3 protein-coding genes and 1 pseudogene are annotated in these 6,112 nt (G+C 61.0%); all 4 read right to left on the bottom strand.

Annotation, left to right across the window (positions count from 1 at the left end):
* Positions 1-312: pseudogene (locus tag WAW39_RS10655) on the bottom strand (hypothetical protein); the annotation flags it as partial.
* Positions 313-853: 541 nt separating this feature from the next.
* The gene (locus tag WAW39_RS10650) at positions 854-4,270 is read right to left on the bottom strand and encodes a tetratricopeptide repeat protein (RefSeq protein ID WP_422318558.1); all 3,417 of its coding nucleotides are present in this window, start codon (positions 4,268-4,270) and stop codon (positions 854-856) included.
* Positions 4,271-4,780: 510 nt separating this feature from the next.
* Positions 4,781-5,299: a hypothetical protein gene (locus WAW39_RS10645; protein WP_422318556.1), complete on the bottom strand. Its 519-nt coding sequence runs from the start codon at positions 5,297-5,299 to the stop codon at positions 4,781-4,783.
* Positions 5,296-6,112, bottom strand: an 817-nt coding sequence (locus WAW39_RS10640) for a hypothetical protein (protein ID WP_422318554.1), incomplete at its 5' end; no start/stop codon positions are given. The genes WAW39_RS10645 and WAW39_RS10640, both read right to left, overlap by 4 nt.

Genomic DNA, 6,112 nt, shown 5'->3' with positions numbered 1-6,112 from the left:
CGGGGCGGTGTCGTTCTCGGGGTTGGCTTCTGAAGGAGGGGGATCATCCTGATCCTCCAGTCTGGTGGGCGCGGGGCTGGAGGGTGTGGCGGAGCGTGGAGGGATCGGGGCGATCTCTCTCCGTGGGTTGTCTTCCCGGAGCGGAACGGTGGAAGGCGCAGGATTGTCACGCACCGGCAGGTGGCTGAAGGCGCGGACGCCGCCGGCGCGGGGCGTGGGCTGCATGAGGTCGTCCTCCTCCTCGTCTTCGAGGTGGTCAGGGCGGCGGACTCGGGTTTCAGGAAGGTGGGAGGTGGAGAAGATGAAGGCCATGCTGGAAAGCTTGGGCCTGGATTTGGGGATGCAAGTGAAAGAATACCGGAGTGTGGTATGACGTGATATATGTTCTCTGTTCTTGGTCTTTGGTGTTCACGTGGCGGGCTGTGTGGGCGCTGGTTATGGCGGTTCGCAAAAACTCATTTCCGGCATGTGGAGCCTGAGGATGTTCGGTTTGCCGCAGAGGGGCAGAGGTGGCAGAGATTGAATCTGTTCTTTGCTCCCTCTGCCTCTCCGCTCCTCTGCGGCTGAATGGAACGTTCCTCCGATTTTCAAACGACACGGTAGAGTGTGGTCCTCCCATGCGCGTTTCGGAAATGAGTTTCGGGAAACACTATCCAAACCGGCGCTCCCAGTACGGACTGCTGCGCCACTTGAGTCTTTCCATTTTCCGATGCCTGCGATGACACGGCGTTTTCCAAAGCGGAATGCAGCAATGCGGCGCGTGGCGACGCGCGACGGCGGCTTGAGGACAAGCCGCTCTGCTTCGCGGTGGGCATGCGCATGCTTGGCGCGAAACATGGCGGAGCCCCGCCCCTCAGGCCTTCGTCTCGGGCTTGGTCAGTCGCTCCACCAGTTCATTGGCCTCCCGTGTGTCTTCGTGGTCCCGGCCCAGCACCTTCAGGCGGCCTGCGTAGGCGCGCTGGGCGTACTTCAGGGCCTCCTGGGTCTTCTTCTGCGTGCCGAGGTAAACGGCGAGGTGGTAGCAGGTGGACAGCGTCTCCGGATGCTCCGCGCCGAGGGCGCGCTCAGTGAGGGCCAGCACCTGGCGGCATTCGTTTTCGGCCTCCGCCTCCTTGTGCTGCTGGGTGAGCAGGGCTGCCAGCGTGCGGCGTGACTCCAGGGTCTCCGGGGCCTCCGGCCCGAGGGCGCGGGTCTCTGCGGCGATCAGGCTGCGGCTCTCCTTCTCCGCCTCCGCGTAGTTCTCCAGCGTGACCAGCGTGGCGATGATGGCCCGCTGCAGGTCCAGGACTTTGGTGTGATCCCGGCCATAGGTCTGGATGAAGCCGGGCAGGTGCTGGCGCAGCTGCGCGGTCACTTCCGCACCCCGGTCCTCCGTCTTGCGCCATGACAGCAGAATCGCGATCTGGGCCTGGGTGTGCATGTCTCCGGCGCCGAGCACGCGCAGGGAGATGTCCAGCACCTCGCCGAGCTCCTTGCAGGCCTCGGCATTCTTGTCCTGAGTGCTCAGGTGGGTGGCAAGGAGCATGCGCTGCCGCAGGGTGTCCTCCGACTCCGCGCCAAACGCCCTGGTATAAAGTGGTAGAAGCTGGCGGTATTCTGCCTCGGCCTCCGCATCCCTGTCCATGTCAGCGAGCAGGGCCGCCAGCGCGCTGCGGGACTCCAGGGTCTCCTTGGCCTCCGGCCCGAGCACGCGGGTCTCAGCGGCGATCACGCTGCGGCTTTCCTTCTCCGCCTCCGCGTGCTTCTTCTGCGCCATCAGCGCTTTGATGAGGAGGCTCTGCAATTTCATGACCTCGCTGCGGTCCTGGCCATAGGTCTTGATGAAGGCGGGCAGGTGCTGGCGCAGCAGCGCCTCCACATCCGCATGCCGGTCCATCGACTCGAGAACTTCCATGTTCATCGCGACATCCTCCAGCGGGGATTCATCCTCCGGGCCGCGTGCGCGCGCGGCGAGTTCCAGCACCTGATCGAACTCCTTGTTCGCCTCCTCATACTTTTTCTGCCGGATCAGCATGAAGGCGAGGGACGTGCGCTCCCTCAGGGCGGGCTCGGACTCCGCGCCAAACACCTTGGCAAAGAGTGGCAGCAGCTCGCGGTATTCCGCTTCGGCTTCCGTGAATTTTTTCGCGTCCCTCAGGATATAGGCCAGAGTGCTGCGCTGGTGCAAAGTGGACTTGTTCTCGGGGCCGAGCAGCTTGCTGTAAAAAGCGGTCACGCGCCGGCACAGTTCCTCCGCCAGCTCATGTTTGTCATTCTTGCTCAGGACTTTGATGAAGTCTTCCAGTCCGTACAGAGAAAACGTGTACGACTCTTCCGGCTTGAGCACGCGCTCGCAGAGCTTCAGCACCTGGCGGTACTCCGCCTCTGCCTCCGCCCATTTCTTCTGCTGGCTCAGGGTGCGTGCCAGGCCGCTGCGTGTGTCCAAAACACTTTTGTTTTCTTCTCCCAGCGCCTTGATCTGCAGCGGCAGCAGGCTGCGGTATTCCGCCTCGGCCTCCGCCCATTTCTCCTGCTGCTTCAGGGCATGGGCCAGACGGCTGCGGGTGCCCAAAGTGTATTTGCTTTCCGCACCGAGCACCTTGACCTGCAGCGGCAGCAGGCTGCGGGCCTGCTCCACCACCTCCGCGTCCTTGTCCTGGGCATCCAGGGCATCCACGAGAAGGTCCTGGCAGAACACCGCATCCTTGCTTTCGGCTCCGAAGACCTTGGTCTGCAGCGGTATCAAGATGCGGCACTCCGCCTCCACCTCCGCGTTCTTGTCCTCGGCTTTCAGAGCTCCGAGGAGATAGATATGGCATTCCAGCGTTTCCGCGCCCTCAACCCCTAGCACCTTGTTTTGCAGCGGGATCAGGCGGCGGCACAGCTCCTCCACCTCCGCGTCCTTGTTCTGAGCAAACAGGGCTTGGATGAGCTGGAACTGGCTGTGCAGCGTTTCCTTGTTTTCAGCCCCGAGCACTTTGATCTGGAGCGGCAGCAGGCGACGGCACAGCGCCTCCGCCTCCTCGTGCTTGTTCTGAGCAAACAGGGCTTGGATGAGAGCATTCTGGAGCGGCAGCAGACTGCGGCAAAGCTTTTCCGCCTCCGCGTCCTTGTGCTGGGCCATCAGGGCATCGATGAGATGGAGCTGCCAATAGAGCGCTTCCTTGCTCTCGGCTCCGTAGACCTTGATCTGCAGCGGGAGCACGCTGCGGCATTGCTCTTCCACCTCCGCGTTCTTGTTCTGGGCGAGCAAGGCTTCGAAGAGAAGGTCCTGGCAGTACAGCGCTTCCGTGCTCGCGGCTCCGAAGACCTTGATCTGCAGAGGGAGCACGCTGCGGCACAGCTCCTCCACCTCCGCATGCTTGTGCTGGGCAGACAGGGCTTTGAGGAGTCGGTCCTGGCAGAACATCGTGTCCTTGCTCTCGGCTCCGAAGACCTTGGTCTGCAGCGGGAGCAGGCTGCGGCATTGCACCTCCACCTCCGCATGTTTGTTCTGGGCAGACAGGGCTTGGATGAGATAGGTCTGGCAGTACAGCGTTTGCTTGCCCTCCGCTCCGAGAACCTTGATCTGGAGCGGGAGCAGGCTGCGGCAAAGCTCTTCCACCTCCGCATGCTTGCTCTGGGCAGCCAGGGCGCGGATGAGAAGGAATTCGCAGACCAGTGTTTTCCTGTCCTCAACCCCGAGCGTGCGCTGATAGATGGTCAGCACCTGCCGGTGTTCCGCTTCGGCTTCAGCGTATTTTTTCAGTCGATACCAGTTCTCAGCCAGACGCAGGCGCGTCAGCAGAGTGATTTTATCCTCAGGACCGAGCACGCGTGCCATGGTGGCAATGAGGCGGCGGAATTCTTTTTCGGCCTCTCCGCTGCTGTCCTGGGCGGCTGTAAGCGCCAGCAGGGCGGACTGGCAGCGCAGCGTTTCACGATCCTCTGCGCCGAAAACTTGAGTCACCACCGGCAGCAGTTCGCGCAGTTGCGGTTCCGCCTCCGCATCTTTGGACTGCATGCGCAGCGCCTCCGCAAGCAGGAGGCGAGCGCGCAGTGTTTCCCGGGCCTCCGCACCCAGTGCCTGCGTGCGCGCCGCCACCAGCGCCTGCGCGGCCTTTTCCGCATCGGCGTATTGGGCCTCCGCGTACAGCGCTTCCGCAGTCGCGAGGGTCTTATCATCACCCTCTGCAGCAGGGCTGTTCTGGCCTGTCTTCTTCTCGCCGCCCTCCGCCGCATGTGCGGGCTCAATGCCCATGGCGGAAAAGAGCAGGACAAAGGAGAACGCGGAGGATAGAAACGGCTTCATGGTGGGCACGGGGTCGGGTGCGTGATGGCATGCCATGATGAACGAATGAGAGCGGCACGTCATGAGGTTTCTGACCTAGAACAAACGCTGGGGGGCTTTGTAATTCTTTGCGTCAGGCTGGGAAGTCGAAATAATTCCTCTGTGGAAAATTAGGAAAACATGCCAGGCATGAATGGCACTCAGTTAAGGCGGGCCGTCGTTCGTTTTCATTGTCCCTTAGGCAGTGTTTTGGTAAGGCGCTGACGCGAACGCGACAGCGTCTTGGAGTGCGGTGACAGAGATGCACGGCGCAAGCCTGCATCGACGACACCGCCTTCGCGGGGGTGTAGCGCGTTCCGTTGGTCTGAGATTACCGTCCGGCTTGCGAAAGCGGCGTCGCGCCAAGGCTTGCCGCACGCACTCCAAGACGCTGTCGCGTGGCTTGGCTCCCTGGTCGCCAAACCCACGATCCATGCTCTTAACTGAGTGCCATTCATGCCAGGCATTTTCTCTTCGCCAGACCAGTGGCATTCACGGCGGCGGGATGTCGTGCCAGGTTTTGCGTACCTGTTCTTCTAGAGTCGGATGAGGCGTCTTTTTGTAAACTTCCGAGCTCAGCCGCAGATGTTTTCCGTAGAGGTCGGAACTTTGCTTTTTGCCCCAGCGGCCCCGGAGGTAGGCGTGGGCCAGCAGTGCATCTGCGTTGTAGTATCTGCCGGAGGCCGCCTCCACGAGCTGCCAGCCGCGGGCCTGCAGGCTGCGCCTGGCCTGGCGGTCCTTCACTGCGTCCGACTGCACTAGATACACGCTGCCAAGGGTGCAACTCAGCTCGGCATCCCTGGGGTTGGCGGCCACGCGGGGCTCCAAAATGCGTGCGGCCGCAGCCAGATCACATCTTTTCAGAGCCGCAAGTGAGGCAGGAGGAGACGTCAGTGGCGCATGAAAGTAAACGCTTTGGTGAAGGGGGTGGCAGCCACACAGAAGGATGACTGAAGCCAGGCAGGCCATCCAGTGCATGGCTTTCAATGTCAAAGACCGGAGGGGATTCATGGCAGTGGCTGAGGTTTGGGTATGACGGGTGGTTTGGGAGTGTTTTTTCGGAGGTCTTTCAGCCAGGGAATCAAGGCTTCATACTCGGCGGGAGTGCGGAGATGAAACCACTTCGAGCCGTCGTCAGATTGTGGTCTGATTTTCTCGCCGCGCAAGGCGAGGAAGTAGTCGGCGATCATCGTGGCCTGCTGTTCCAGGCGGTATTTGCGGAAGTCTTTCCCAGGTTCGTATTTGTAGTCGTAGGGGACCATCAAGCTGAACAAACCTCGTATCTTGACGCTCATTCCATCCTGCTTCTGCCAGACATGCGTCATTTCATGAATGAGATGGGCTTGAAGTTCGAGGCTCTCTTTGCTGAAGTCCTTCACATGCCGGAGGTCCTTGGCCGGGTACATGTTCCCATTCGGCGTCATGGTCGTATCAGAGCGCTGAAAAAAGGGAATGAAATTGCGATTGCGAATCTCCACCTTGTCCAGGTCTTTGATGGAATCTCCGAAGATGGACTTCACCAGTTGCTTCTCACCTTCTGTCAGCAAGCGGGTGGTGCTGGGTTTTGGCGGAGGGGGCGGGTTGGTGGTGTTATTGGGATCTTTTGGAGGGTTGGATGGGGGCTTCGGCGCAGGATTTTTCGACTTGTCAGCCACATTCTGGTAGAAGCCGCTGGTGTGTTCCTTCGTCTCCTCCGGGTTGCCGTTGAAGCGATAAAGGAGATCTTGATGACTGGGCTTGGGCATGGATGCGCCTGGGGTGCGATACAGGAGGTCATGGACCTCCGGCCTGCCGTTGGGGGCGGAATGGGAACCGGCGGCGTCA

It is taken from the genome of Prosthecobacter sp. (assembly GCF_049294395.1).
In the GTDB taxonomy this organism is placed as follows: domain Bacteria; phylum Verrucomicrobiota; class Verrucomicrobiia; order Verrucomicrobiales; family Verrucomicrobiaceae; genus Prosthecobacter.
Note: the sequence above shows the minus strand (reverse complement) of the source record. Positions and strands in the feature narration are given on the sequence as shown.

Coding starts and splice junctions, on each gene's coding strand:
- WAW39_RS10650 (WP_422318558.1), bottom strand. CDS start 4,270: ATGAAGCCGTTTCTATCCTCCGCGTTCTCCTTTGTCCTGCTCTTTTCC.
- WAW39_RS10645 (WP_422318556.1), bottom strand. CDS start 5,299: ATGAATCCCCTCCGGTCTTTGACATTGAAAGCCATGCACTGGATGGCC.